23 protein-coding genes are annotated in these 24,986 nt (G+C 60.8%); 8 read left to right on the forward strand and 15 right to left on the reverse strand.

Annotated elements, in window-relative coordinates; all coding sequences use genetic code 11:
- Positions 1–14: 14 nt before the first annotated feature.
- Both AMM33_RS12290 and AMM33_RS12295 read left to right on the forward strand, forming a co-directional pair.
- Entirely contained in the window at positions 15–656 is a 642-nt protein-coding gene (locus AMM33_RS12290; RefSeq protein WP_090141614.1) for a DUF4136 domain-containing protein, read from the forward strand.
- 24 nt (positions 657–680) lie between these two features.
- Entirely contained in the window at positions 681–1,325 is a 645-nt protein-coding gene (locus tag AMM33_RS12295) for a histidine phosphatase family protein (RefSeq protein WP_090141615.1), read from the forward strand.
- An 84-nt stretch (positions 1,326–1,409) separates the two neighbouring features.
- Here the strand turns inward: AMM33_RS12295 and arsB are convergent, their stop codons facing one another.
- From arsB to AMM33_RS12315, 4 genes are all read right to left on the reverse strand, one after another.
- A complete protein-coding gene (arsB, locus tag AMM33_RS12300; protein ID WP_090141616.1) occupies positions 1,410–2,450 on the reverse strand; it encodes an ACR3 family arsenite efflux transporter in 1,041 nt (346 codons plus the stop codon).
- A gap of 72 nt (positions 2,451–2,522) precedes the next feature.
- Complete coding sequence (locus AMM33_RS12305) at positions 2,523–2,855, reverse strand: ArsR/SmtB family transcription factor (protein WP_090141708.1); 333 nt, start codon at positions 2,853–2,855, stop codon at positions 2,523–2,525.
- A 23-nt stretch (positions 2,856–2,878) separates the two neighbouring features.
- Positions 2,879–4,129: an organoarsenical effux MFS transporter ArsJ gene (gene arsJ / locus AMM33_RS12310; protein ID WP_090141617.1), complete on the reverse strand. Its 1,251-nt coding sequence runs from the start codon at positions 4,127–4,129 to the stop codon at positions 2,879–2,881.
- A gap of 1 nt (position 4,130) precedes the next feature.
- Positions 4,131–5,174 (reverse strand): ArsJ-associated glyceraldehyde-3-phosphate dehydrogenase, encoded by a 1,044-nt coding sequence (locus tag AMM33_RS12315; protein ID WP_090141618.1) that lies wholly within the window; start codon positions 5,172–5,174, stop codon positions 4,131–4,133.
- 222 nt (positions 5,175–5,396) lie between these two features.
- Between AMM33_RS12315 and AMM33_RS12320 the strand changes: the two genes are divergently transcribed.
- The gene (locus tag AMM33_RS12320; protein WP_090141619.1) at positions 5,397–7,622 is read left to right on the forward strand and encodes a PhoX family protein; all 2,226 of its coding nucleotides are present in this window, start codon (positions 5,397–5,399) and stop codon (positions 7,620–7,622) included.
- Between the two features lie 207 nt (positions 7,623–7,829).
- Here the strand turns inward: AMM33_RS12320 and ruvB are convergent, their stop codons facing one another.
- Together ruvB and ruvA are read right to left on the reverse strand one after the other, a co-directional pair.
- Complete coding sequence (ruvB, locus tag AMM33_RS12325; protein ID WP_053171811.1) at positions 7,830–8,876, reverse strand: Holliday junction branch migration DNA helicase RuvB; 1,047 nt, start codon at positions 8,874–8,876, stop codon at positions 7,830–7,832.
- 13 nt (positions 8,877–8,889) lie between these two features.
- A complete protein-coding gene (gene ruvA / locus AMM33_RS12330; protein WP_090141620.1) occupies positions 8,890–9,465 on the reverse strand; it encodes a Holliday junction branch migration protein RuvA in 576 nt (191 codons plus the stop codon).
- 93 nt (positions 9,466–9,558) lie between these two features.
- Between ruvA and AMM33_RS12335 the strand changes: the two genes are divergently transcribed.
- Complete coding sequence (locus AMM33_RS12335) at positions 9,559–10,539, forward strand: PhoH family protein (RefSeq protein ID WP_090141621.1); 981 nt, start codon at positions 9,559–9,561, stop codon at positions 10,537–10,539.
- 20 nt (positions 10,540–10,559) lie between these two features.
- Complete coding sequence (ybeY, locus tag AMM33_RS12340; RefSeq protein ID WP_090141622.1) at positions 10,560–11,015, forward strand: rRNA maturation RNase YbeY; 456 nt, start codon at positions 10,560–10,562, stop codon at positions 11,013–11,015.
- A gap of 74 nt (positions 11,016–11,089) precedes the next feature.
- Here ybeY and AMM33_RS12345 read toward each other — a convergent pair whose 3' ends face one another.
- Complete coding sequence (locus AMM33_RS12345; protein ID WP_090141623.1) at positions 11,090–11,887, reverse strand: DUF3047 domain-containing protein; 798 nt, start codon at positions 11,885–11,887, stop codon at positions 11,090–11,092.
- Between the two features lie 230 nt (positions 11,888–12,117).
- Here AMM33_RS12345 and AMM33_RS22470 point away from each other — a divergent pair, with 230 nt between their 5' ends.
- Positions 12,118–12,399, forward strand: coding sequence for a tripartite tricarboxylate transporter substrate-binding protein (locus tag AMM33_RS22470; protein WP_228768106.1), 282 nt, complete (start codon positions 12,118–12,120; stop codon positions 12,397–12,399).
- 286 nt (positions 12,400–12,685) lie between these two features.
- Here the strand turns inward: AMM33_RS22470 and AMM33_RS12355 are convergent, their stop codons facing one another.
- From AMM33_RS12355 to AMM33_RS12390, 8 genes are all read right to left on the reverse strand, one after another.
- Complete coding sequence (locus AMM33_RS12355; protein ID WP_369802440.1) at positions 12,686–14,053, reverse strand: ABC transporter substrate-binding protein; 1,368 nt, start codon at positions 14,051–14,053, stop codon at positions 12,686–12,688.
- Positions 14,054–14,370: 317 nt separating this feature from the next.
- Entirely contained in the window at positions 14,371–15,378 is a 1,008-nt protein-coding gene (locus AMM33_RS12360; RefSeq protein ID WP_228768107.1) for an ABC transporter ATP-binding protein, read from the reverse strand.
- Positions 15,375–16,343: an ABC transporter ATP-binding protein gene (locus tag AMM33_RS12365; RefSeq protein WP_090141624.1), complete on the reverse strand. Its 969-nt coding sequence runs from the start codon at positions 16,341–16,343 to the stop codon at positions 15,375–15,377. Before AMM33_RS12365 ends, AMM33_RS12360 begins: the two co-directional genes overlap by 4 nt.
- Complete coding sequence (locus tag AMM33_RS12370) at positions 16,340–17,251, reverse strand: ABC transporter permease (RefSeq protein WP_090141625.1); 912 nt, start codon at positions 17,249–17,251, stop codon at positions 16,340–16,342. The genes AMM33_RS12365 and AMM33_RS12370 overlap by 4 nt, the downstream gene beginning before the upstream one ends.
- A gap of 2 nt (positions 17,252–17,253) precedes the next feature.
- Entirely contained in the window at positions 17,254–18,843 is a 1,590-nt protein-coding gene (locus AMM33_RS12375; protein WP_228768108.1) for an ABC transporter substrate-binding protein, read from the reverse strand.
- A 41-nt stretch (positions 18,844–18,884) separates the two neighbouring features.
- Entirely contained in the window at positions 18,885–20,135 is a 1,251-nt protein-coding gene (locus tag AMM33_RS12380) for a M20 aminoacylase family protein (RefSeq protein WP_090141626.1), read from the reverse strand.
- 2 nt (positions 20,136–20,137) lie between these two features.
- Positions 20,138–21,118: an ABC transporter permease gene (locus AMM33_RS12385; RefSeq protein ID WP_090141627.1), complete on the reverse strand. Its 981-nt coding sequence runs from the start codon at positions 21,116–21,118 to the stop codon at positions 20,138–20,140.
- Positions 21,118–22,725, reverse strand: a complete 1,608-nt coding sequence (locus AMM33_RS12390; RefSeq protein WP_090141628.1) for an ABC transporter substrate-binding protein — start codon at positions 22,723–22,725, stop codon at positions 21,118–21,120. The genes AMM33_RS12385 and AMM33_RS12390 overlap by 1 nt, the downstream gene beginning before the upstream one ends.
- 185 nt (positions 22,726–22,910) lie before the next feature.
- On the opposite strand from AMM33_RS12390, the gene AMM33_RS12395 reads away from it, so the two are divergent.
- Both AMM33_RS12395 and AMM33_RS12400 read left to right on the forward strand, forming a co-directional pair.
- The gene (locus tag AMM33_RS12395; protein WP_090141629.1) at positions 22,911–23,594 is read left to right on the forward strand and encodes a glutathione S-transferase family protein; all 684 of its coding nucleotides are present in this window, start codon (positions 22,911–22,913) and stop codon (positions 23,592–23,594) included.
- 14 nt (positions 23,595–23,608) lie between these two features.
- Positions 23,609–24,931, forward strand: coding sequence for a multifunctional CCA addition/repair protein (locus AMM33_RS12400; protein WP_090141630.1), 1,323 nt, complete (start codon positions 23,609–23,611; stop codon positions 24,929–24,931).
- The last annotated feature ends 55 nt before the right edge of the window (positions 24,932–24,986 follow it).

Genomic DNA, 24,986 nt, shown 5'->3' on the forward strand with positions numbered 1-24,986 from the left:
CAAGGAGACCCAGCATGCGCCAAGTCACACCGCAATTCACGCGACGGATTTCATGGACCCTGGCCGCATTGGCCCTGACGCTTTTGACAGGCTGCGCCTCGATGCGCCTGATCGACAGCGATGTGGTCTCTGTAGCCGCCGTGCCGCCCGGCATGAGTTTGCAGGGGGCCAAATACCGCTTTGAGCGCCTGCCCTCGCAAGTGCACAACCCTGAAGCCGGTTTGGCAGAGCAACAAGCACAGGCCGCCATGGCGGCTGTGGGTTTGGTGCGTGATGACGCCGCCGCCAGCCTTAGCGTGATGGTGGGCTTCAGCGGCACGCAGTACCTGGCAGACCCTTGGGGCCGCCCATTGGGTCCGGGCTGGACGCCTTACGGCAGCATCGCCATCGGATCAGGCTTTGGCGGGGGCTTTGGTTCGCACATCGGTCTGGGCATGGGCATGCGCTTTCCGCCGCCCACGCATTACCGCCGTGAAGTCAGCGTCGTCATGCGCGACCTGAAATCAGGCCAGGTGGTCTATGAAACCCGCGCCAGCCACGCCGGCCCCTGGAGCGACAGCGTGCCGATTTTTGCCACCTTGTTTCAGGCTGCACTGGCCAACTTTCCCTACCCGCCCGCAGGCCCACGCCGGGTCAACATCGAACTGCCGCGCTGAAGCGCTGCCCTCCCCCAAGAATTCATGGAACCCACCCGCATTCTGGCGATTCGCCACGGCGAAACCACCTGGAACGTCGACACCCGCCTGCAAGGCCATCTGGACATCCCGCTCAACGAAGTGGGCATGCGCCAAGCGCAGCATCTGGCCCAAGCACTGGTGCAGCAAGACGCCATTGATGCGATTTATGCCAGCGACCTGTCGCGCGCCCACACCACCGCCCACGCCATAGCACAGGCCTTAGGTCATAGCGTGAACACGCACCCTGGTTTGCGCGAACGCCACTTTGGTGCATTTCAGGGCCGCACCTTTGCCGAGATCGAAGCTGAGCTGCCCGAGCAGGCCTGGCACTGGCGCAAACGCACCCCCGACTGGACGCCCCCCGAAGGTGGCGAATCATTGCAGATGCTGCGCGAACGCATCGTCAACACCGTGAACGAACTGGCCGCACGCCACCCCGGCGAGCAAATCGTGATGGTGGCGCACGGCGGGGTTCTGGACATCCTGTACCGCGCCGCCACCCGGCTGGAATTGCAAGCGCCGCGCACCTGGCAACTGACCAACACCGCCGTCAACCGGCTGTTGTGGACGCCGCAAGGCTTGTCGATGGTGGGCTGGGGCGATACCTCCCACCTGGATGCCCTGGGCAAGGAAGAAACCATCACCTGAGGGCTTCGTGTTGCGCAGCGCTCAACACCTTCTTGCCATCCAGTTCCCCAGCTTGTCACGGCAAGGGGAGCCTTCCTCAACCGTTCATGGGCCGGACAGGTCAGCCATTGGGTCGACTGCTGGCGGTGCCCAACGGTTGATCAGCGCCACCAGCGACAGCATGACTGGCACCTCGACGAGCACACCGACCACGGTAGCCAGGGCTGCGCCCGAGTGCAGGCCAAACAGCGAGATGGCCACCGCCACCGCCAGTTCAAAAAAATTCGACGTGCCGATCAAGCAAGCGGGCCCCGCCACGCTGTGTGGCAGTTTGAGCCAACGAGCGCCCCACCAGGCGATGAAGAAAATGCCATAGGTCTGCAGCACCAGAGGCAGGGCAATCATCACGATAACGAGCGGCTTGTCCACGATGGTGGGTGCCTGAAAGCCAAACAACAAGACCACGGTGGCGATCAAGCCCGTGACCGACCACGGCTTGAGCTGGGCCATGCGCTGCTGCAAGTGTTCAGCCCCGCGAGAGAGCCATAGGCGGCGGCACAGCATGCCTGCGGCCAGCGGCAAAACCACATACAAAACGGTGGAGAGCACCAGGGTTTCCCAGGGCACGGTCACATCGGTCACCCCCAGCAAAAAAGCCGCAATGGGCGCAAAGGCCACCACCATGACCAAGTCGTTCACCGAGACCTGCACCAAGGTGTAGCTGGCATCACCCTTGACCAGCTGGCTCCACACAAACACCATGGCGGTGCAAGGCGCCACGCCCAGCAAGATCATGCCAGCGATGTATTCTTGGGCCGATTGCGGATCGACCCAGGGCGCAAAGAAGTATTGAAAAAACAGCACACCCAAAGCGGCCATGGTGAAAGGCTTGATGAGCCAGTTGACCACCAGCGTGAGCAGCAGGCCTTGCGGCTTTTGGCTCACCTCTTTCACGGCGTTCCAGTCGATCTGCACCATCATCGGGAAAATCATCACCCAGATGAGCACCGCCACCACCAAGTTGACGTGTGCAAATTCCAAGAGGGCCACCGCTTGAAACAAGCCAGGCACCAGCAGACCCAAACCCGCCCCGGCAGCTATGCCCAAAGCCACCCAAATCGACAAGAAGCGTTCAAATATTCCCATGTCCTGTTTGTACCCTATCCCTGCGCCGTCCTTTGGAATGGATGAGCTGCATGGGCGTGTCGATGGGCAGGCTCAGCAGCGACCGGGCTCGCAAGCCAGATTGAGCACATCACCGCAGGGCACGCCCTGGCAGCAATGCGCCATTAAAAAGTCCATCAGGCTTTGCATGGCACCCAGGTCGGCGCGGTAGCGCAAAAAACGGCCCTCGCGCTGCACGCTGACCAAGGCCGCGTGGTGCAGTTCTTTGAGGTGAAACGACAGCGTGTTGGCTGGAATGTCGAGCGCTGCAGACAGCTGCCCGGGTTGAATGCCCTCTGGCCCCGTGCCCACGATGGCGCGAAACACCTTCAGGCGCGAGCTTTGCGCCAAAGCCGCCAAGGCCTTGACGGCCACGTCCTCGTCCATGACGCTGAACAAAGAAACGGGGTTCATGGCGTGGCCTTTTCTGCAGGGTTGGGGGTGAGCAAGCCCATGGGCAAACGCAGTGTGGCCAGCCAGCACAAGAGCAGCATCAAAGCCGAGCCCAAGAGTGCGTACATCAACCCGCCCCATTGGTAGAGCAGGCCCGACAGCAGCGTGCCCATGAAGCGGCCCAGCGCATTGGCCGCGTAATAAAAGCCCACGTCTTCGGCCGCTTTTTCAGAACCCGCATAGGCCAGCACCAAGTAGCTGTGCACCGACGAATTGATGGCAAAAGCAAAGCCGAACAAACTCAGGCCCACCACCACCCACCACTGCAGCTGCGGCGCCTGCAGCCACATGGCCGCGGCAATGCCCAGCGGAATGAGCATGAGCACCGCCGACCACCAGCGCGCAGCGGGCACCTCGCGGCTCAGGCCATCGGCGCTGCGGCGCACGATCTGTGGCGCCAGCGCTTGCACCAGGCCATAGCCAATGGTCCACGCGGCCAAAAAGCCGCCCACCATGGTGAAGGTCCAACCCACCGAGTAGAGGAACACCGGCACGCCCACCACAAACCACACATCACGCGCCCCAAACAAAGCCACGCGTGCGGCCGCCAGCGCGTTGATGCCGGCGTTTTTGGCGAACAACTCTTTGGCCGAGCCCGAAGGCTTGCTCTTGCCCATCATGGGCGGCAAACTGGTCACCACACCCAGCAGCACCAAAGCGAGCAGGCCCGCCATGGCCCAGAGCGAGCCCTGAAAACCCAGCGTCTCGAGCAGCAAACCCCCCAGAAAAAAGCCAAAGCCCTTCATGGCATTTTTGCTGCCGGTGAACCAGGCCACCCACTTGAACAGCTGGCCGTTGCCTTGGTCTTTGGCTTGCGCCTGCGTGATCTTGATGGCCGATTTGCTGGCGGTTTTGGTCAGGTCTTTGGCCACGCCACACACGCCTTGCGCCAGCACCACCCAGGCCACCGACATGGCCGCTGTCCATTCAGGCTGCAAGGCCGAGAGCAAGCCAAAGCCGATGATCTGCGTGACCAGGCCCACGGTGAGCATGCGGGCAATTCCAAAACGCGTGGCCAGCCAGCCGCCGATCAGGTTGGCCAAGACGCCCGCGCCTTCGTACAGCAAGAACAAAAAGGCCAGCGTGAATGGCGAGTAACCCAGCTTGTAAAAGTGCAGCAGCACCAACATGCGCAAAGCGCCGTCGGTCAGGGTGAAGCCCCAATAGGCGGCAGTGACGATGCCGTAGTGGCGTTCAGCAGCATTCATCTCAGATGCCCACCTCGTTCATGTGGCAGGCCAAATCGACCATGCGGCAGGCGTAGCCCATCTCGTTGTCGTACCAGGCGTAGATTTTGAGCAGCGTGCCGTCGGTCACCAGGGTGGACAGCGCGTCCACAATGGCGCTGCGTGTGTCGCGGGCGTAATCCACGCTGACCAAGGGCCGCTCTTCGTAACCCAAAATGCCCGCCAGCGGGCCTTCGGCCGCAGCGGCAAACAGGGCGTTGACTTCCTCGGCGCTGGTTTCGCGCTTCATCTCGAACACGCAGTCGGTCAGCGATGCATTGAGCACCGGGGCACGCACGGCGTGGCCGTTGAGCTTGCCCTTGAGTTCGGGGTAAATCAAAGCAATGGCTGTGGCACTGCCGGTGGTGGTGGGGGCCAGGCTGACCATGGCGCTGCGGGCGCGGCGCAGGTCTTTGTGCGGGGCATCGACCACCAAGTTGGTGTTGGTCGGGTCGTGGATGGTGGTGATCTGACCGTGCCGGATGCCAATGGCTTCGTGCACGACTTTGACCACCGGTGCCAGGCAGTTGGTGGTGCACGATGCGGCCGTGACGATGCGGTCTTTGGCCGGGTTGTACAGCGTGTGGTTGACGCCCACCACGATGTTCAGCACATCGCCCACCTTGACGGGCGCGGCCACGATCACGCGCTTGGCGCCCCTGTCCAGGTGGCCTTGGATGGTTTCGGGTGTCAAAAATTTGCCCGTGCATTCCAGCACCAGGTCCACACCCAGGTCGCCCCATGGGATGTCGGCTGGGTGGGCGTGCGATGAAAAGCCCAGGGTGCGGTCACCGATGCGAATCTGGCTATCGCCTTCAGCCGCAATGCGCTCACGCCACTTGCCCTGCACGCTGTCAAAGGCCAGCAAATGCGCGGTGGCCGCTGCGCCGCCTTTGAGTTCGTTCAGGTGCACCACCTCCAGGCGGTTGCCTGCGCGGGGGTCGTCTTGCTGGCGCTCGGCAGCGCCCATGGCCGCACGCAGGGCCAAACGGCCGATGCGGCCCATGCCGTTGATACCGACTTTCATGGTCTATCCTTCGATGGTTCTGGAAATGTCAATGACCGAACTTTGCCACGTTTGTGTGACGCAACCATGACAAGATTTAGCCGCCCTTGCGAAACACTTGGACTCGCCGCAATGAGTTTCTGGCTCATCCACTGTGTGAGCGGTGCACTCGCCGCGAAGGCTGGTTTGACATCAAACGGTCACAGAAACACTCTCCAATCGGTGTTTTCAAATGGAGTTTTCATGTCGCACCACGATCACGACCCCGTCTTCAACACCTCTGGCAACCCCCACTTTCAAGATGTTTTGGCGCAATCCCTGCAAAACCCGTCACGCCGTGGTTTGCTGCGCGGTGGTTTGGGTTTGGCTGGCTTGGCCATGCTGCCCGGTTGCGCCAGCCTGACTTCGGGCAGGGCCGCTGCGCCATCTGCTTTGGGATTTGCCGCCGTTGAGAAAAGCCTGCTCGACCAGGTGATGCTGCCGCCAGGCTACCAATACAGCGTGTTGCACGCCACGGGCGATGCGCTTGATTCGGCCTTGGCCGCCTACTCCAACAAAGGCACAGAAACGGACGACTGGTCGCGCCGTGTGGGCGATCACCACGACGGCATGGACATTTATTACATCGACGCCCATGGCCGTTACTCCGAAAAGGAAACCGGTCGTGCCGTGCTGTGCGTGAACCACGAAAGCTCGGCCGACTCGCATTTCTTGCACCCCAATGGCCAGACCTCCAAGCAAGTCAGTGGCAAAAAATTCACCCAATTTGGCGACTGGGATTTGGGCACGCGTCCTGAGCTGGAAGTGCTCAAAGAGATCAACTTGCATGGTGTGAGCGTGGTGGAGATCGTGAAAACCCCACAAGGCTGGCGCATTCGTCAAGACTCGCCGCTGAACCGCCGCATCACGCCGCAAACGCCGGTACGCATCAGCGGGCCTCGCGCGCACATTGAGCAAATTCGCGGCTTCATGAGCACCCGCTGGGACACGGCCGGGGCCATGTCCCGTGGCACGCTGAACAACTGCGGCCACGGCAAAACGCCTTGGGGCACCTATCTGGGCTGCGAAGAAAACTGGGCTTACTACTTCCACACCACGGCGGGTGGCGCAGCCTTTTCGGCCAAAGAAGCGGCCTCGCTCAAGCGCTATGGCCTGGCGGGTGTGGCCCCGGCAGCCGGTGCAAGCAAAGCGCAAGGTCAAGGCTGGCACACCGTATCGGCCACCGACGACCGTTTTGCCCGCTGGAACCTGGCCGCCACAGGCGCCAATGCCGAGAAAGATTTCCGCAATGAAGCCAACACCTTTGGCTTCAACGTCGAAATCGACCCACTGGCCCCCAATTCCACGCCCGCCAAGCGGGTGGCCATGGGTCGCTTTGCCCACGAAGCGGCGGTGTGCGGTGTGCCCAAGGCGGGCGAGCCCTTGGCGTTTTACATGGGCTGCGATTCGCGCAACGAATACATCTACAAGTTCGTGAGCACTGCTGTGTGGGACCCCCGCGATGTGGGCGGTGGCTTGGTCGCCGGTGACAAATACCTGAGCGAAGGCAAGCTGTATGCCGCCCGCTTTGACGCCACGGGCCAAGGCGAGTGGCTCGAACTCAGCTTCACCGACCCGCGTATCGCCCAGCACAGCGCCTACACATTTGCCAACCAGGCCGATGTTTACGTCAACGCCCGCTTTGCGGCCGATGCCGTGGGTGCAACCAAGATGGACCGGCCGGAGTGGGGTGCGGTCAACCACCGCAACGGCGAAATCTATTTCGCCCTCACCAACAACAGCGCAGCCAACCGCACACCGAGCAAAGTGGATGCAGCCAACCCCCGTGCTTACATGGACATGGATGGTGTCAAAAGCATGGGCAACCCCAATGGCCACATCATCCGATTCAAAGAGGCCGATGCCAAATCCACCGCCAAAGCCTTTGCCTGGGACATTTTTGTCTTCGGTGCCGAAGAAGATTCGGGCGATGCCAACTTGTCGGGCTTGACCTCCAGGAACGCGTTTTCTTCGCCTGACGGCCTGTGGTTCAGCCAAGCCACAGGCATTTGCTGGATCCAGACCGACGACGGCGCTTTCACCGACGAGACCAACTGCATGATGCTGGCGGCGATTCCGGGCCAAGTGGGTGACGGGGGCAAAGTCACCGTCAAAAACAAGATGCTGGTGGGCGGTGCAGAGCAAACCGGCACGCAAGAAACCTTTTTGGGCGCAGCTTTGGGCGAAGCCAAACTGCGCCGCTTTTTGGTGGCGCCCAAAGGTGCTGAAGTGACGGGTATCACCGAAACCGCCGACGGCCGCACCTTGTTTGTCAACATCCAGCACCCCGGCGAATTGTCCAAGCCACTGGCATCGGGCTCTGCACCTCAAAGCATGTGGCCAGGCAACGCCGGTTACGGCCCGCAAGGCCGTCCACGTTCAGCCACCATCGTGATCACGCGCCAAAATGGCGGTGTGATCGGGCTCTAAGGCGCAAGAAGCACGCGCCTCGGTGAGGCTGTGTGCGGTACTCAAAGTGCCCCCATTCACAGGGGCATTTTTTGTCGCTGGCTGTTTGTTGCTGGCTGTGGGTCTGATCGGTTCAATGTTGGTAGCGCAGCTCAGACCTCAACCATGGGGCGAGCTGTTGCCCCACCACATCCAGACACATTGTGGTTTTTCGAGGCACCCAGCGCGTCACTGCCCAAACGACTTGGGCGGCGTGACGCCCAAATGCTTGAAGGCCGCCAGCGTGGCGATGCGCCCACGCGGGGTGCGCTGCAAATAGCCTTGCTGAATCAAATACGGCTCGATCACGTCTTCGATGGTGTCGCGCTCTTCGCCGATGCTGGCGGCGATGTTGTCCAAGCCCACAGGCCCGCCGTCAAAACGGTGGATCACCGCTTCCAGCAGCTTGCGGTCCATCAGGTCAAAGCCTTCCGGGTCCACGTCCAGCATGACCAGGGCCTTTTGCGAGATGGCCTTGTGGATGGTGCCGTCGCCCTTCACATCCGCATAGTCACGCACCCGGCGCAGCAATCGGTTGGCGATGCGCGGCGTGCCGCGTGAGCGGCGGGCGATCTCGAACGAGCCTTCGGGGTCAATCGGTGCTTTGAGCAGACCGGCACTGCGGGTCACGATGCGGGTCAGCTCCTCAGGCGTGTAAAACTCCAGCCGCGACACGATGCCAAAGCGGTCGCGCAAGGGGTTGGTGAGCATGCCCGCCCGCGTGGTCGCACCCACCAGCGTGAAAGGCTGCAGGTCCAACTTGATGGACCGCGCTGCTGGCCCTTCGCCGATCATGATGTCGATCTGATAGTCCTCGAGCGCGGGGTACAAAATCTCTTCGACCACAGGCGAGAGGCGGTGGATCTCGTCGATGAAGAGCACATCGTTGCGCTCCAAGTTGGTGAGCAGCGCCGCCAAATCCTTGGGTTTTTCGAGCACCGGACCGCTGGTCTGACGCAGGTTCACACCCAACTCAGCAGCAATGATGTGACTCAGCGTGGTCTTGCCCAGACCGGGCGGGCCAAACAGCAGCACATGGTCCAGCGGTTCCTCGCGCATCTTGGCCGCGCTGATGAAAATCTCCAGCTGCTCACGCACCTTGACCTGGCCCACATATTCATCGAGCAGCTTGGGGCGCAAGGCGCGCTCAATGGCCTCTTCTTGATGGGACACGGGGGCCGCAGAAATGACCCGGGGTTCGGGCTGGGGGGCGAAGTCGTCGGTGCGGATGCTCATGGCTCAGATCGCTTTATTTGTTCAAGGCCTTGAGCGCCAGCTTGATGCCCTCGCTCACTCCTACATCCACAGGCAGGCTCTTGAGTGCGGCAGCGGCTTCCTTGTCGCTGTAGCCCAGCGCCAGCAAGGCTTGCTGGATGTCGCTTTGTGCGTCGCTGGTGTTGACGGCAAACAAGCCGCCGATGTCGCCGCCCAGTTTGCCTTTGAGTTCAAGCAGCAAACGCTCGGCGGTTTTTTTGCCGATGCCGGGCACCTTGACCAAGCGCCCGACTTCTTGCGTGGTGATGGCCTGCGCCAAATCGGTCACGCTCATGCCCGACAACACGCTCAGGGCCGTGCGGGGGCCCACACCAGAAATCTTGATCAGCTGGCGAAAGGCCTCGCGCTCGCTAAAAGTAGCAAAGCCGTAGAGAATTTGTGCGTCTTCGCGCACCACAAAGTGCGTGACCAGACTGACTTTTTCGCCCGTGGCGGGCAAGTTGTAGAAAGTGCTCATCGGCACATTCACCTCGTAGCCCACGCCGTGGCAGTCCACCACCACCTCGGGGGGGTTCTTGTCGCTCAGGATGCCGGTGAGTTTGCCAATCATGGGGGGTGACGCCTTAAATGCCTGCGATGGGAGAAAATGCGCATTCGCCCGGTCGATCCGGGCTACAAACCGCGCACAGCTAGGATTATCAACTTGATCGTCAGACACACCTTCACGCCGCACAACAACACCCGCCTGTCGCACCTGTGCGGCCCCATGGATGCGCACCTGCGCACCATCGAGGCGGGCTTGCAGGTGAGCATCGCGCACCGCCATGAGCAGTTCAAGGTGGATGGCCCCAAGGCTGTGGCGCTGCGGGCGATGGAGATTTTGCAGGCGATCTACGAACGCGCCGACCGCCCGATTTCGCCCGACATGGTGCAACTCATGCTGGTGGGTGACAGCGGGGGCGAAGAAGCCAACCTGCCCGCCCTGCAAACCCGCCGCGCCGACCTGAAGGCGCGCACCCCGGTGCAGGCCGCCTATCTGGAGAGCATTGCCTCACACGACATCACCTTCGGCATTGGCCCGGCCGGTACGGGCAAGACCTACCTGGCCGTGGCTTGCGCGGTGGATGCGCTGGAGCGCGCCAGCGTGCAGCGCATTGTGTTGACCCGCCCAGCGGTGGAAGCGGGCGAGCGACTGGGCTTTTTGCCGGGTGACCTGTCGCAAAAGGTGGACCCGTATTTGCGCCCGCTGTACGACGCGCTGTATGACCTGATGGGCTACGACAAGGTGCAAAAGGCCTTTGAGCGCAACGCCATCGAGATCGCGCCGCTGGCCTTCATGCGCGGGCGCACGCTGAACAACGCGTTTGTGATCCTGGACGAGGCGCAAAACACCAGCACCGAACAGATGAAGATGTTCCTGACCCGCATTGGCTTTGGCGCCAAAGCCGTGGTCACGGGCGATGTGAGCCAGATTGACTTGCCCAAAGGCCAGCTCAGCGGGCTGATCGACGCCGAGCGGGTCTTGAAGCGCGTCAAGGGCATTGCCTTCACACGCTTTTCGAGTGCCGACGTGGTGCGCCACCCGCTGGTGGCCCGCATCGTGGACGCCTACGACGCGCAAGGCAGCGCCGCCATGCGGGCGGGCGTCACGACCCGCCGCAAGCCTTTGCCCACCGACGATTGAACTCCGAATCCAGCACACCCATGGCCCTCCAAAAACTCCAGCTGTCCCTGCAATTTGGCGACATTCCCTATGCAGCCCGCCACCGCGCCGCCCTGCCCCGCCATGCGGTCATCCGCGCCATTCGCCATGCCTTGGCCGATGACGCCGAAATCACGGTGCGCATCGTGGGCGAAGAAGAAGGCCGCGAGCTGAACAAGAGTTACCGCAAAAAAGACTACGCCACCAATGTGCTGACCTTTGATTACGAGCAGGAAACGGTGGTGATGGCCGATTTGGTGCTGTGCGCCCCGGTGGTGGCGCGTGAGGCCAAGGAGCAAGGCAAGACGCTGGCGGCGCATTACGCGCATTTGCTGGTGCACGGTACGCTGCACGCGCAAGGCTGGGACCATGAGACCAGCGCCGCCGACGCCGAAGAGATGGAGGCCTATGAGGTGGCCATTTTGGCGGGGTTGGGCTTGAAAAACCCTTACCGCTGATTAAGCGGTGTCTTCGGGCGCGTGTACTGCGCTCAACCGGGGGCGCGCGTCTCGAGTGAGCTATTGCGCTCGCATCATGGGCGCTTTACCCATTGCGTCGTGTCCGCCACATGGCTGGGACCCATCAAGCGGATGTCTCCGTACCAGGCCCGAACACTGCTGCGCGTGTTGTCGCTGTCGGTCATGATGGCCAGATTGAGGAGTGCGCCAGGCGCTTCGCCAAAGGCTTTTTCAAAGTCGGCACGAATGTCGCGCTCATACAGCAACCATTGCTTGAGCCGGTTGCCACCTGACTCGACCACCAGTTTGCGGATGCGGTCGCTGCGTGGGTTGTTGATCACCGACTCCACAGGGCGCTGGTTGCACCAGACGTACATCAGCGTTGCATAAGGCAGCGGTTCGCCCGTCAAGGCTTGGGTCAATTCGCTGAGCATGGCGTTTTTGGCAGAAAACCGACTGCGGTCACCGTCAAATGTCAGAATCAAACGTACCGGGGAATCTTCTGCTTCGCGCTGCGCCATGTCAGCGCCCGCTATCAGGTTCTCCACTTGCCACTGAAACTGTAAACGCCCCAATTGATCAGGCGGCAGATTCAGGCGCTGCCTCAACAGGCTGGCAGACGATTCAGCTTGCGCCTGCACCGCAGGCCGATTTTGATGTCTCTCCAGCCTGAATGCCGTGCGCAGTTTGCCGGGCAGCTGCACCCTTTCCCACTGGACACTGGCATCGGGCGTGAAGTGCAAGATGCCATGGGTGGGCTGAGGACCTGTGTCGGCCCTTCTGGCGGGCGCATCTACCGTGCTGCAGCCCAAAAGGACGAACAGCAGGCTCCCCCATAAAACCAAACGCCCCCAAAACCATCTTGATGCCATGAAAGTTCCGTCAATTGTGTGTATGCAAACCACGCTTTTGTCTGTCTTGCATTCTGACATGCATGTATGATTTTTTCAATTTTGAAGGATTTTCAATGTGTCAGCGTCGCCTTTGGTGACCCCACAAAAACCTGGGGAAATTGGTCAACTTTGTTCAGCCGCCCCGGCAAGCCGAAAATTGGATCGATCAACCAGGGCAGCACCCAGCACTTGGCGGCTCAATTGCCACCTTGGGCAATCTGCTGGTGCAAGTGTTTCCTTACAACGGCACACATGCAGTCATGAACGCATTGCGCGGGGGTCAAATTGACGCTTCGGTTGCAGTTTTAGGCCTGCCGAAACCACACATCAGTGCCAAGTCCGTGCGGCTGCTTGGCGTGATGGGCCAGCGTCGTCCCCAAGACATGCCGCAAGTGCCCACTGTGCGCGATTTGCTCGGACTGAGCCAGCTCAACGTGTCCTCGTGGAACGCCTTAGAGCCCCTGAAAACCCCTATAGATTCGGCCCGATGAAGTCTGAGCCGTGTGTTGCCCGTTGGGAGGATTTTGTGGGAGATTGCCAGCCAAGCGAAAAGCCTGTGGTCCACAAGCGTCTGATCGCCAGCAGGGCTAGCTCCCACAAGGTGCAAGAATGAAGTCACCGTGCAAACTTCACAGGGCCGGATCAATAAGGTCATCGTGAATCGCCCGAACCAGGAACTGGTCAACGTGCTTGCTCAGCCCGAGTTGGTCCAGCGCATGGCCTACTTCATCGTCCAAGCCAAATTTAAGCAACCATGGTGCTCAGAAGCGATGGAGATCAATCCACCCGAACCAGATGCCAGTCGATGCGGTTGTCAGGCCTGAAAACGACGCTGATGTTTTTGGTCATCGCCCATGAAATGAGCTGATTGTGCAGGGGGATCATGGCCACGTCGTCGCTTTGCAATTGCAAAGCGGTCGTCAACAAGCGCGAACGGGTGACGGGGTCAGACTCGGTTTTGGCGCGATCAATGAAGTTATCCAAAGCCGGGTTGCTGTATCGGCCCAGGTTGTAGGCGCCGTCACCACCTTTGCCGGTTGTTCGAACGAGCGATTGCAAGGTGTACAAAGCATCAAACGTGGGCACGCCCCAGCCAATCAAATAAATGCTGGCCTCATAACGCTGCATCATGGGCAGGTAAAGGGGCGCATTGATGATCCGCAAACGGGCTTTGATGCCCACCTTGGCCCACATGCCTGAGATGGCCTGGCAAATTTCACTGTCGTTGACATAGCGTCCGCTGGGACAAGCAAAGTCCACCGTGAGACCCTCTGCATAACCTGCCTGAGTCAACAGTTTTTTGGCGATCTCCGGGGAATATGGCTGGCGAGCATGCAGCTTCTCGGTCCAGCCATTGACTTGGGGTGACACCAAAGCTCCGGTATTTTGGGATTGCTTGCGCATGATGATCTCGTGCAGGGAAGTCATGTCAATAGCTTGGTATAGCGCACGCCTGACCCGCAAGTCCTTCAGCGGGTTCTTGCCCTTGACACTGGAGCCAATCAATTCCGTTCTGAACTGGTCCATGCCCAGCATGATGGTTCGAAATTCCGGACCCGTGAGCACTTTCAGATCATCATTTTTTTGCAACCTGTAAAGATCTTGCGGATTCGGGTCTTGCACCACATCCACGGTTTGATCTTGCAAAGCGTTGATGCGGGCGGTGTCCGAGCGAATGGGGGTGTACACAATCTCAGTGACATTGCCTCCCATCTTGCCCCACCACTTGGGGTTTTTCACCAGGATGAATTGTTGACGTGGCACCCATTTCTTCAGGATGTAAGGTCCCGTTCCGTTGGTTTGACGGTGTGACGCCGTGTCCTGGTTGTTATTGATGTCTTTAGGCTCAACGGAGTCATTGGCCTGGGCCCAGGCTTTGCTCATGATCCGCAATTCAGTGAGCTGGGCCAGCAACACGGGGTCAGGCGCTTGCGTGAAGACATCCACTGTGAAATTGTCTACCTTCTCCACTTTTGCGATGCTGCCCATTTGCGCTATGAAGGTGGATGTCATGGCCGTAGCACGTCTCAATGAATACACCACGTCATCCGCAGTGAAATCGGAGCCATCATGAAATTTGACACCCTGGCGCAGGGTGAAGCGCCATTGCAAAGGCGTCACCATTTTCCAGCTGGTGGCCAGCATGGGTTCCGGCTTGAAGTTACGAGAATTGAAATACACCAAGGACTCATAGACCGCAGCGTGCACGCCATTTTGAAAGCCATTGATTTGGGAATGGATGTCCCAAGTCGTAACGTCACTGGCGCCCGTCCATCGCACCGTTTTTGACCACGCTGGAAGTGTTGTGCAACAGATTGCCAATCCCACCAGCCCCGCGTGCACGGTATGTCCAATCAAACTCAACTTGCGTAAATGTTGCATATGCACCTCGAATGGGTGCATTTTGGGCAATTTGGATGAATTGAAATATTAAATAATCAAAATTCAACTAAAAAACTACTTTAATTTACAGCATGACATGCGATTTTGATCCCTCTGAGTTCGCGCAAGGGCGGACGCTCTGATCTGCAGATATCGGTGGCCTGAGGGCAGCGCGGGTGGAAAGTGCAGCCGCTCGGTGGGTTGAGCGGGTTGGGCACCTCGCCTTGCACCGGGGTGCGGGCTCGGCCGGTGTCGTGCATCTTCGGAATCGCGTCCAGCAGCATCTTGGTGTAGGGGTGCTGCGGGTTGCCAAACAGGGTGTGTTTGTCGGCCAGCTCCACCAGTCGGCCCAAATACATCACGCCCACCTGGTCACTCACATGGCGCACCACAGCCAGGTTGTGGCTGATGAACAGATACGTCAAGCCGCGCTCGCGCTGCAGGTCCTTCATGATGTTGAGCACCTGCGCCTGCACGCTCACGTCGAGCGCTGAGGTTGGCTCGTCACACACCAAAAATTCCGGCGCGGTGGCCAAAGCGCGGGCGATCGAGATGCGCTGGCGCTGACCACCCGAGAACTGGTGCGGGTACTTGACCATGTCGAGCGGCGACAAGCCCACCGACTTGAGCAACTCGGCCACACGGGCTTTGAGCTCTTCGGCATCGCTGATCAAGCCGTGCTCTTTGAGCGGCTCGCCAATGATGTTGTCCACCGTCCAGCGCGGATTCAGGCTGGCATAGGGGTCCTGGAAAATCATCTGGATGCGCTGGCGCATGGCCTTGGCATCGTTCGATTTGAAAGCGGCGTGCGCGTCTTGGCCATCGAAGGTCAGGCCGCCGCGTGTGGGCTCGTAAAGGCCCACCAGCAAGCGGGCCACGGTGCTTTTGCCACAACCGGACTCGCCCACCAAGGCGAGTGTTTTGCCGCGCTCGATCTCGAAGCTCACGCCGTCCACGGCGTTGAGCATCTGGCGCGGCTTGCGCTCGATCACACGGTTGAGCCACGGGGCCGACACGTCAAAGGTTTTGGCCAGGTCGTGTGCCACGACCAGAGGTTGCGTCTTGGCGTTGGTCATGTTGTCGCTCATGCCGCGCTCCCGTCGTGCAACCAGCAAGCGGCCTGGGTCACACCAGCCTGGACCAAATTGGGTCGGTCCTGGCGGCAGCGGTCAAAGGCTTTGGGGCAGCGCGGGTTGAAGGCGCAGCCTTGCGGGATGGCGTTCAGGCGCGGCATCGCGCCGTCAATTTGGTTCAGGCGTTCGCGGTCACTGTCCATGTCGGGGATCGAGGCCATCAGGCCTGCGGTGTAAGGGTGGGCCGGGTGGTTGATGACCTGGTGCACCGGGCCGATTTCGGCCACGCGCCCGGCGTACAACACGGCCACGCGGTCACAGGTCTCAGCGATCACACCCATGTCGTGCGTGATCAGCATGACGGCAGCGCCCCGGTCCTTGCAGACCTTTTTGAGCAAGCTGATGATCTGCGCCTGGATCGACACATCGAGCGCCGTGGTCGGCTCGTCGGCCACAATCAGTTGCGGCTCGGCCGCCAGGGCCAAAGCAATCACCACGCGCTGGCGCATGCCGCCCGAAAACTGGTGCGGGTAATGGTCGATGCGCTCTTCGGCAGCCGAAATGCCGGTGTCCTTGAGCAGTTGGATGGCGCGTTGCCGCGCCTCTTGGGGCGTCACGGGCAGGTGGGCCAAAATGGTTTCGGTCAGTTGCCTGCCGATGCTGTACAGCGGGTTGAGCGAGGTCAACGGGTCCTGAAAAATCGCACCGATCTTGCGGCCCCGGATGTGACGCATCTCGTCGTTGTTCAGGTGGTCGATGCGCTGGCCCTCGAGCAAGATTTGCCCCCCGGCCACACGGCCCGGCGGCTCCAGCAGGCCAATGATGGCCGCGCCCGTGAGCGACTTACCTGCGCCCGATTCGCCCACCACCCCCAGAATTTCACCGGGGGCGATGTCGAAAGAAATATCGTCCAGCGCACGCAGTGTGCCGTGGCGACTGGGGAATTCCACCACCAGGTTTTTGACTTGTAAAAGACTCATCGCAATCTCGGATTCAGCGCGTCGCGCAACCAGTCACCCAGCAAGTTGACCGACAAGGCGATCAGCACCAGCATCAGGCCCGGGAAAATCGTGATCCACCACTCACCCGAGAACAAATAATCGTTGCCCACGCGAATGAGCGTGCCCAGCGATGGCGAGGTGGGCGGTGCGCCCACCCCCAGAAACGACAGCGTCGCCTCGGTGATGATGGCGGTCGCCACCTGGATGGTGGCCAGCACCATGACCGGGCCCATCACGTTGGGCAGCACATGCTTGACCATGATGCGCAGCGAGGGCACGCCCGTCACACGCGCGGCTTGCACGTATTCCTTGTTGCGTTCCACCAACGTGGTGCCACGCACCGTGCGGGCGTATTGCACCCAACCCGTGAGCGAGATCGAGATGATCAGCACGCCGAAGGCCAGGGACTCGTGCGCATTGGGAAACAGCGCACGACCCACACCCGCGATCAAAAGGGCCACCAAAATGGCGGGGAAAGACAGCATCACATCGCACAGGCGCATGAGCAAGGCGTCGATCCAGCCCCCCCGAAAACCCGCCAGCAAACCCAGACCCACGCCCACCACCACCGACAAAATGACGGAAGCCAGGCCCACCACCAAGGAGATGCGCGAGCCGTAGATGATGGCCGACAAAATGTCCCGGCCCTGGTCATCGGTGCCCAGCAAGAACTTGGTGCTGCCACCCTCCATCCAGGCCGGGGGCAAGCGGGCGTCGCTCAGCTCCAGCGTGGCCAGATCAAACGGGTTGGTGGGTGACACCCAGCCGGCGAACACGGCCGCGAACAGGCACACAAAGGCAATCGCTGCCGCCACCATGGCGGTGGGCGACTGGCGGAAGCTGTAGCCCACATCGCTGTGGAGCCAACGGGTCAAGGCATTGCTCATGGTCACTTCACAGAGATGGACTTGAAGGGCATGTAGTTGTCACCACGCTGGACCAGGGTGACCTTTTTGCTGGTGCCCCAGGCCAAGGCCTGTTGGTGCAAAGGCAGGTGACCGATGTCGGCGCTGTGCAGCTCAAAGGACTCGCGGATCATGGCGTTGCGCTTGGCTTGGTCGGTCTCGCTTTGCACCTTGATCATCAACTCGTCGACCTTGGGGTTGCAGTAAGAGCCCAGGTTGAACTGGCCTGCACCCTTGTCGTCGGGGCAACGCATCAGCGCGTTCAGGGCGTTGTGCGCGTCATAGGTGCTGGGGGTCCAGCCCAACAAATAGAAGCTGGTGTCGCGGCGCAGGATTTTGGGGAAATACGTGCCCTTGGTTTCGGCCTTGAGGTTGACCTTGATGTTCACGCGTGCCAGGTTGGCCGCCACGGCTTCGCAGATCTGGCCGTCGTTCACATAGCGGTCGTTCGGGCAGTTCATGTCGATGGTGAAGCCTGTGGGGTAACCGGCTTCGGCCAGCAGCTTTTTGGAGGCCTCGGGGTCGAAGGGCAGGCGCTTGTTCAGATCGGGGTTGAAGCCGTTGATGCCCGGGCCCACCATCAGGGCGCTGGGGTTGGAGGCACCGCGCATCACCACACGCTTGATGCCTTCGATGTCGATGGCTTGGTAGAAGGCCTGGCGCACGCGCTTGTCCTTGAAGGGGTTCTTGCCCTTCACGCTGGAATACAGCAACTCGTCACGTTTTTGGTCCATGCCCAAAAAGATGGTGCGCAGCTCGGGAGCCACCAGGGCGCGGGCATTGGGGCTGGCGTTGATGCGGGGCACGTCCTGCACAGGCACGGGCTCCATCACGTCGATCTCACCGGACAACAGGGCCGCGACGCGGGTGGGGTCGTTGGCAATGACCGAGAAGATGACTTCGTCCACATTGCCTTCGATCTTGCCCCAGTAGTTGCCGTTGCGAACAAAAGTGGTGCGCACATTGGGCTGGCGCTCGCGCAGGCGGTAGGGGCCTGTGCCGTTGGCGCGGAAGGAAGCGGCGTTTTCAATGCCTTTGCGGCGGTCTACCGGGCGCGTGGCCTGGTTGTCCTCGCACCACTTCTTGCTCATGATGTACACGGTCGACAACACGTTGGGCAAGATCGGGAACGGGGCTTTGGTCTCGATCTCGATGGTGTGGCTGTTGATCTTGCGCACTTCCTTGATGTCGTTGGTGTTGCTGCGCATGTCCGAGCCTTCACCTGCAGCGCGGTTGAGCGAGAACACCACGTCGTCGGCGGTGAAAGGCGTATCGTCATGGAAGCGCACGTTCTTGCGCAGTTCAAAGCGCCACACGGTGGGTGAGGTCTGCTTCCACGAAGTGGCCAGGCCGGCCTCGAACTTCAGGTCTTTGCTGACACCGACCAGCGATTCGTAGATGTTGTTGGTCACGCTCAATTGCAGCGACTCGTTGAGCGAATGCGGGTCCATGGACAAGGCATCGCCCTGGTTGGCCACGCGCAGTGTGGCCGCGTGGGCACCGCCCGCAGCCAAGGCCAAGGCAGACACCACGGCCAAAGCGGTCAATGTGCGGTTAAAGGAATGCATGCGCATGAAAAACTCCTGATAGTGGTCAGTGAAAGAGGTTGAAAAAATCATGAACTGCTCAAGGCAGAACTCAATGGCAAAGCCTGCTCGATCAAGCTGGCATGTAAAGCTGCACCCAAGGGCAGGATGTCGTCGTTGAAGTCGTAGCGGCTGTTGTGCAGCGGATGCGGGCCAGGGCCATGCGGCAGGCCTTGGCCAATGCGGATGTATGCGCCGGGCTTGGCCTGGAGCATGAACGAGAAATCTTCGCCGCCCATGCTGGGCAGCATGTCGCGCCAGACCTTGTCTTCGCCCACCAAAGCGGCTGCCACGTCGCAGGCAAACTGCGCTTCGGGCACGGTGTTCACGGTGGCGGGGTAGACGCGCTCGTAAGTCAGTTCGGCCGAGGCCCCAAAGCCTTGGGCCACACCGTTGCACAAGGCGCGCAGGCGGTCTTCGATCTGGTCTTGCACGCGCTCGCTGTAAGTGCGCACCGTGCCCACCAAGGTGGCCTCGCCCGGGATCACGCTCATGGCGCCGGGGTGGCCGGCCTGCATCGAGCAGATGCTGATGACCGCTTGGTCGAAAGCCGACAGGTTGCGCGAGACCACGCTTTGCGCGGCCGTGATGATGTGGCCGGCCACCAGCACCGGGTCCACCCCCTGGTGTGGACGTGCGCCATGTCCGCCTTTGCCGATGATGCGGATCTCGATGCGGTCTACCGCCGCCTGCATGGGGCCGGGGGTGATGCCGATCACGCCCAAGGGCGTCTCGGGGGAGTTGTGCTGGGCATAGACCTGCTCGCAGGGAAAGCGCTCAAACAGGCCGTCTTGCATCATGGCGCGGGCACCCGCATAGCCCTCTTCTCCGGGCTGAAAAATCAGCACGGCCGTGCCATCAAAACGACGGGTTTCAGCCAGATAACGCGCCGCACCCATCAGCATGGCGGTGTGGCCGTCGTGGCCACAGCCGTGCATCAGGCCGGGCGTGCCCGATTTCCAGGTGCATTCGTTGTGCTCGGTCAACGGCAGCGCGTCCATATCGGCACGCAGGCCGATCATGCGGCCCGGGTTGCTCGCCGAACGGCCCTGGCCATGCACCAAAGCCACCACGCCGGTTTTGCCGATGCCGGTGTGGATGCTGTCCACGCAACAGACCTTGAGCATCTCGGCCACGCGGCCCGAGGTGTACACCTCTTCAAAGCCCAGCTCGGGGTGGGCGTGCAGGTCGCGCCGAAAAGCCGTGAGTTCGGGGTGGAACTGGGCAATTCGGACAAAAGCAGCGCCCCGCCCCAACACCGATTGCAAAGAAGCGCCCATGCTCAATGCCCCCCGGGCTTGCCCACGCGCAGACGTGGGTCGACCACAAAATAAAGCAAATCCACCACCAAATTGATGACGACAAAAATCAGCGCAATCAGGCACAAATAAGCCGCCATGACTGGAATGTCGGCAAAGGTCACTGCCTGAATGAACAGCAAGCCCATGCCGGGCCACTGAAACACCGTCTCGGTGATGATGGCGAACGCGATCAAACCGCCCAACTGCAAACCGGTGATGGTGAGCACGGGCACCAAGGTGTTCTTGAGCGCATGGCCAAAGTGGATGGCGCGGTTGGACAGGCCGCGAGCCCGGGCGAACTTGATGTAGTCGGTGCGCAGCACCTCCAGCATCTCGGCGCGCACCAGGCGCATGATGAGCGTGAGCTGAAAAATGGCCAGTGTGACGGCGGGCAGCACGATGTGGTGCCACCCCTTGGCCGTCATCAAACCGCTGGACCACCAGCCCATCTGCACCACTTCACCCCGACCAAAACTGGGAAACCAGCCCAGCATCACGGCAAACACCAAAATCAACAAGATGCCGATCAGGAAAGTAGGCAGTGACACCCCCAAGAGCGACACCGTCATGATGAGCTGGCTGGCCCAGGTGCCCCGGCGCAAGGCCGCGTACACCCCCATCGGGATGCCAATGAGCAGCGCCAGCGTGGCCGCCACCAGCGCCAACTCCAGCGTGGCCGGCAAGCGCTCGGCAATCAGGCGCGAGACCTTGGCGCCTTGGCGCAGGCTCAGGCCAAACTCGCCTTGCACCGCGTTGGACAGGAAGTGCCAGAACTGCACAAAAAACGGTTGGTCCAGGCCCAGGCCTTGGCGCAGCTCCTTGATTTGATCGGGCGTGGCGTCTTGGCCCAACAAAAACACCACCGGATCACCCACATACTGGAACAGCAAAAACGCAATGAACGCGACTGTCACCATGACCACCACGGCCTGAATCAGCCGCTGCAAAATAAAAGCGAGCATCAGTTGACCTTGATCAGTGTCCAGTCGAGGCGGTTATCAGGACGGTGCACCACTTCGACATTTTTCTTCATCGCCCAAGGAATCACCTGGTTGTGCAGCGGGATGTGCGACACCGTGTCGTTGGACAACTGCAAACCTTCGGTCAGCAAGCGGTTGCGCACCGGCAAGTCGGTCTCGGTCTTCACGCGGTCCACGATGTAGTCCATGCGCGGATTGCTGTAGCGGCCCACGTTGTAATTGCCGTCGCCACCGGCGCCCACCGAGCGGGTGAGCGACTGCAGGCTGTACAGCGCGTCAAAGGTCGGCACGCCCCAGCCCAGCATGTAGATGCTGGCTTCGTAGCGCTGGATCATGGGGAAGTAAGTCACCAAAGGCATGGTGCGCAGCTTGGCCTTGATGCCCGCTTTGGCCCACATGGCCGTAATGGCCTGGCATATTTCTTCGTCGTTGATGTAGCGGTTGTTGGGGCAGGCAAAGTCCACCTCAAAGCCATTGGGATAACCAGCTTCGGCCAGCAGCTTTTTGGAAGCGTCGAGCGAAAAAGGGAAACGGGTGTCCACAGCTTTGGTCCAGCCATTGACCTGCGGGGCCACCAAGGCGCCCGTGTTTTGCGACAGGCCGCGCATGGCCACGCGGTGGATGGTGTCCATGTCGATGGCCTGGTACAGGGCCTTGCGCACCTTCACGTCCTTGAGGGGGTTCTTGCCCTTGACGCTGGAGCCGGGCAACTCATCGCGGTGCTGGTCCATGCCCAAAAAGATGGTGCGGTTTTCAATGCCGTCCACCACTTTCAGGTTGGCGTTGTTGCGCATGCGGCCCAGGTCTTGCGGGCTGGGGTCGAGCACCAAGTCGATCTCGCCCGAGAGCAAGGCGGCTGCGCGCGTGGCTTCGTTCTTGATGGGGGTGTAGATGATTTCAGTCACGTTGGTGGCGGCATCTGACCAGCCCCACCAGTTGGGGTTTTTCACCAGCGTCAACTTTTGGTCAGGCTGCCAGTCTTTGACCATGTAAGGGCCGCTGCCCATGGCGTTGCGGTGGGCAAAGTTTTCATCCTTGGTCTTGATGTCCTTGGGCTCCACCGACTTGTTCTTTTCAGCCCAGACTTTGCTCATGATGCGCAGCTCGGTCAGCTGGTTGAGCAGCACCGGGTTGGGCCCGCTCAAAATGATGTCTACCGTGTTGGCATCGACCTTGACGATGCGGCTAAAACCTTGAGTAAACACGTTGAAGTTGGAGGTTTTTGCGCGGGCGCGATCTAGCGAGAACACCACATCGTCGGCTGTCAGAGGCGTGCCATCGCTGAACTTCACGCCTTTGCGCAAATTGAATCGGTACTGGCTGTCCGACATTTCTTTCCAAGCGGTGGCCAACTTGGGTTCGATCTTGAAGGTTTTGCTGTTGTAGTAAACCAGCGAGTCAAAAATGGCGGCGTGCACGCCGTTGCCCAAGGCGTTGTTTTGCGAATGGATATCGAGCGTTGGGATGTCGCTGGCGCTGGACCATTTGAAAGGCTTGGCCTGCACAGCCGTGGTACCGCAAAGGCCCACCAATACCAAAGATGCCACCAAGGCCGTCGTGCGAGCTGTCAAACCAGAGAAATGTTGCATTTGGTACACCTGTATCGATCAATGGAAAGAATGATCCCCTGACTATGCAACATTCAGACCCGAGTGAGGGAGAGGGAATTCCCCCAAATGGCCTGTCACGCACAAGACTGGTGCGTCGGCGCACAAACTTTTTGGAGCACACCCAGAGGTCGCTAACATGTGGCTATTGAATCACGGGAAAAACAATGCTCAAGCTTTACATTGCCAACAAAAATTATTCATCCTGGTCCATGCGCCCCTGGGTGCTGCTGCGTCAGGCGGGCATCGCCTTTGACGAGGTCTTTGTCCGCTTTGACAGCTTCGCGCCCGACTCGCAGTTCAAGGCTGCGCTCAAGGACGTCAACCCGGTGGGCAAGGTGCCTGTGCTGGTGCACGATGGCTTGGCCGTGTGGGACACCCTGGCGATTGCGGAATATGTGGCCGAGCAATTCCCTGAAAAGCAGCTTTGGCCTGCGGACCGCGCTGCCCGTGCACGCGCCCGCAGCATCTGCGCCGAGATGCACAGCGGCTTTGTGGGCCTGCGCAGCGCCTGCCCCATGAACATCGAAGCGCATCTGCCTGATGTCGGCGCGCTCGCCCTGCGGGACAAGCCCGCCGTGCGCGCCGATCTGGCGCGCATCTGCAGCCTGTGGAGCGGCCTGATCAGAGAACACGGCGGCCCCATGCTGTTTGGCCACTTCACCGTGGCCGACGCCTACTTTGCCCCGGTGGTCATGCGCCTGAAAACTTATGCCCTGCCCGTGCCAGCCGATGTGGCCGCCTACATGGACCGTGTGTGCGCCTTGCCCGGCGTGAAGGCCTGGATGGACGACGCACTGGACGAGCAGGACTTCATCGACTTCGAAGAGCCCTTCCGGGTGTCTCGCTGAAGGCAGCTGCGGTCATGCAGGTTTTTGTCGTCGGCGGTGCAGTGCGCGATGCCTTGATGGGCCGAAGCGTCAACGACCGCGACTGGGTGGTGGTGGGCAGCACGCCCGAGGCCATGACCGCACAAGGCTATGTGCCGGTGGGCAAGGACTTTCCGGTGTTTTTGCACCCGCAGACCCGCGAGGAATACGCCCTGGCCCGCACCGAGCGCAAGACAGCGCGAGGCTACAAAGGCTTTGCGGTGCAGGCATCCCCCGAAGTCACGCTCGAAGAGGACCTGGCGCGGCGCGACCTGAGCATCAACGCCATGGCCTTGCCTGAAGCAATGGCTTCTGCCTTGAATGCCGTCGCCCCGCCTGAATCCGGAAAAACCACTGCACATGCCCAGGCACACACGACGCCCGCCTGGCTTGGCGAAGTCATCGACCCCTGGGGTGGCCTGGCCGACTTGCGCGCCAAGCGACTGCACCACATCACCCCTGCCTTTGCCGAAGACCCGGTGCGCATCTTGCGCGTGGCACGTTTTGCGGCCCGCTTCACCGACTTCGAAGTTGCCCCCGACACCTTGGCGCTGATGCGCCAGATGGTCGAAGACGGCGAGGTCGACCACCTGGTGCCCGAGCGCGTCTGGCAAGAACTGGCACGCGGGCTGATGAGCGAAAAACCCTCGCGCATGTTGGAGGTGCTGCGCGACTGCGGAGCCCTGAAGGTGCTGCTGCCCGAACTGGACCGCCTGTGGGGCGTGCCGCAGCGCCCTGAATACCACCCCGAAATCGACACGGGCGTGCACATGATGCTGGTGATGGACATGAGCGCTCGCCTGAACATGCCGCTGCCAGTGCGTGTGGCCTGCCTGATGCACGACCTGGGCAAAGGCAACACGCCTGCCGACGTGCTGCCCAGGCACATCGGTCACGAAGGGCGCAGCGTCAAGTTGCTGCAAAAGGTGTGCGAGCGCCTGCGCGTGCCCACCGATTGCAAAGAGCTGGCCGAGGTGGTGGCGCGTGAGCACGGCAACATCCACCGCAGCGCCGAGCTGAATGCCCAAGCCGTGATGCGCCTGCTGGAGCGCTGCGATGCCATTCGCCAAGCCGAGCGATTTGCGCTGGTGCTTCAAGCCTGTGAGTGCGACGCGCGCGGACGACTGGGGTTTGCCGATGCGGCTTACCCGCAAGCTGAACGCTTGTGGAAAGCCCAACAGGCAGCGCTCTCGGTCGAGACCGCGCCGATTGCCCAGGCAGCGGCTGCGCAAGGCCTCAAAGGCCCACAAATTGGCGAGCAGATCGCCAAAGCCCGCGTCCAGGCGATGGCACAAACCCTGTCACAGGTCTCCGGCTGACGAACAAACGATCACGACGGTCAAAACGTCAAACCACCACCGGCCGGGGTCGAGC

The sequence above is a fragment of the Limnohabitans sp. DM1 genome (assembly GCF_001269385.1).
Classification (GTDB): Bacteria; Pseudomonadota; Gammaproteobacteria; order Burkholderiales; family Burkholderiaceae_C; genus Limnohabitans_A.

Coding starts and splice junctions, on each gene's coding strand:
- AMM33_RS12290 (WP_090141614.1), top strand. CDS start 15: ATGCGCCAAGTCACACCGCAATTCACGCGACGGATTTCATGGACCCTG.
- AMM33_RS12295 (WP_090141615.1), top strand. CDS start 681: ATGGAACCCACCCGCATTCTGGCGATTCGCCACGGCGAAACCACCTGG.
- arsB (WP_090141616.1), bottom strand. CDS start 2,450: ATGGGAATATTTGAACGCTTCTTGTCGATTTGGGTGGCTTTGGGCATA.
- AMM33_RS12305 (WP_090141708.1), bottom strand. CDS start 2,855: ATGGACGAGGACGTGGCCGTCAAGGCCTTGGCGGCTTTGGCGCAAAGC.
- arsJ (WP_090141617.1), bottom strand. CDS start 4,129: ATGAATGCTGCTGAACGCCACTACGGCATCGTCACTGCCGCCTATTGG.
- AMM33_RS12315 (WP_090141618.1), bottom strand. CDS start 5,174: ATGAAAGTCGGTATCAACGGCATGGGCCGCATCGGCCGTTTGGCCCTG.
- AMM33_RS12320 (WP_090141619.1), top strand. CDS start 5,397: ATGTCGCACCACGATCACGACCCCGTCTTCAACACCTCTGGCAACCCC.
- ruvB (WP_053171811.1), bottom strand. CDS start 8,876: ATGAGCATCCGCACCGACGACTTCGCCCCCCAGCCCGAACCCCGGGTC.
- ruvA (WP_090141620.1), bottom strand. CDS start 9,465: ATGATTGGCAAACTCACCGGCATCCTGAGCGACAAGAACCCCCCCGAG.
- ybeY (WP_090141622.1), top strand. CDS start 10,560: ATGGCCCTCCAAAAACTCCAGCTGTCCCTGCAATTTGGCGACATTCCC.
- AMM33_RS12345 (WP_090141623.1), bottom strand. CDS start 11,887: ATGGCATCAAGATGGTTTTGGGGGCGTTTGGTTTTATGGGGGAGCCTG.
- AMM33_RS12355 (WP_369802440.1), bottom strand. CDS start 14,053: ATGCTGGCCACCAGCTGGAAAATGGTGACGCCTTTGCAATGGCGCTTC.
- AMM33_RS12360 (WP_228768107.1), bottom strand. CDS start 15,378: ATGAGCGACAACATGACCAACGCCAAGACGCAACCTCTGGTCGTGGCA.
- AMM33_RS12365 (WP_090141624.1), bottom strand. CDS start 16,343: ATGAGTCTTTTACAAGTCAAAAACCTGGTGGTGGAATTCCCCAGTCGC.
- AMM33_RS12370 (WP_090141625.1), bottom strand. CDS start 17,251: ATGAGCAATGCCTTGACCCGTTGGCTCCACAGCGATGTGGGCTACAGC.
- AMM33_RS12375 (WP_228768108.1), bottom strand. CDS start 18,843: ATGCGCATGCATTCCTTTAACCGCACATTGACCGCTTTGGCCGTGGTG.
- AMM33_RS12380 (WP_090141626.1), bottom strand. CDS start 20,135: ATGGGCGCTTCTTTGCAATCGGTGTTGGGGCGGGGCGCTGCTTTTGTC.
- AMM33_RS12385 (WP_090141627.1), bottom strand. CDS start 21,118: ATGCTCGCTTTTATTTTGCAGCGGCTGATTCAGGCCGTGGTGGTCATG.
- AMM33_RS12390 (WP_090141628.1), bottom strand. CDS start 22,725: ATGCAACATTTCTCTGGTTTGACAGCTCGCACGACGGCCTTGGTGGCA.
- AMM33_RS12395 (WP_090141629.1), top strand. CDS start 22,911: ATGCTCAAGCTTTACATTGCCAACAAAAATTATTCATCCTGGTCCATG.
- AMM33_RS12400 (WP_090141630.1), top strand. CDS start 23,609: ATGCAGGTTTTTGTCGTCGGCGGTGCAGTGCGCGATGCCTTGATGGGC.